Source organism: Streptomyces glaucescens (assembly GCF_002154375.1).
Classification (GTDB): Bacteria; Actinomycetota; Actinomycetes; order Streptomycetales; family Streptomycetaceae; genus Streptomyces; species Streptomyces glaucescens.
The window spans coordinates 1-1,265 of sequence record NZ_MUND01001098.1 but is presented as its reverse complement, the minus strand read 5'-3'; the positions used below and the strand labels follow the sequence as shown (position 1 = coordinate 1,265).

Sequence of the window (1,265 nt, the reverse complement as noted above, 5' to 3'; positions counted from 1 at the left end):
CGCCACTGCTCGAGCCCCGCGATCCTCTTCTTGAGCAGCTCGACGGCCTCGGCCCGCGGCAGGTCGACGATGAAGCCGATCCCGGCCGAGAGCACGTCGGTCTTCTGCTCGTGCGAGCTCAACGCCTCGCGCAGCAGCGTGAAGTACTCCTCGGTCCCCTTGTCGTTGATCTCGTACTCGACGCGGGGCTCGAGCAGTGGCGGTCCGCGGTCACCGAGTACTACCTGCCGAAGGAGGGGCCCGAACAGCTCGGGCACATCGGCGAGATCATGAACATGTGGATGCACTCGGCCGACTGCGGCGCGGAATGGACGCGCGGTCTGATCGAGCGGATCGAAGGCGGTGCGTACACGTTCGCGGGGGAAGGCGAACCGTTCGTGGGCGTGCTGGCGGAGGACCAGCCGAATCCGTTCGCGACGGGACCGCACCCGGAGGACGACTGTTGACGGCGCACCCGTCCGCCGGCGCCGGCACCGGCACCGGTGCCGGCGCCCGGCCGGGGCAGGGGCAGGGGCAGGGATACGGACACCCCGGGTTGTTGATCTACCGCAGCCTGCCGGGCGCGCACATGCCGCCCGGCGCACGCAAGCCGCCGGGGCGCCGGGCCGTCGGGCTGCCGGTTCGGTGGCCTCGTGGCCGACGGCGCTGGGCGATGACCCGCGGCGGTCCCGGGCCCCGAGGAGGAGGCCCCCGCCTGGAGGCCCTCGCCGGCACCGAGGCACCGAGGCACCGAGCGGGACTGCGGCGCGCGGACTGCGGTGGGCGGGAGCGGCGGTGGGCGGCTTGCCGGGACTGGGGCCACACTGCCGACGGGCATCTGCGCCCGGACACGCTGCCCGGTTCTCCACGCGGACGGCCTGGTTCGGGCCGCTGCACAAACTTCCCCCCGTACCGGGCAGCCCTGCCCCGTGAAACGCCGTCGGCACCTCGCCGCCAGGGGTGCGGCAGGCCCCTGCGGCTCCCTGACCCCGGCCGGGGACGCCCGCCCTGGATCAGCTACGACACCGCACCGCCGTACCGGCACCTGTCGTGCTCTGGTGGCGGCAGGGCCAGTTGATACATCCGACGCCGGGAGCCGACAGCCGTTAGTCCGCTCGGACTTCCGGGCTGCGAGGGGTACACGGCGCGGGTGGCCGCCCCCGGCCCGGGGGTGCCAGGGCTCGGCTGTGGCATCGGCGCCGCGTAGCGGCCCGCTCCTGCTGCGCCCTGGTGGCAGGCCGGTTGGTACATCCGACGCCGGCAGTCGTCGGCCCGTCGGCCCGTCG

General features: G+C 74.1%; 1 pseudogene. It reads left to right on the top strand.

The window, feature by feature from the left end:
• Positions 1-446: pseudogene (locus CCN42_RS45530) on the top strand (hypothetical protein); the annotation flags it as partial.
• Positions 447-1,265: the final 819 nt, after the last annotated feature.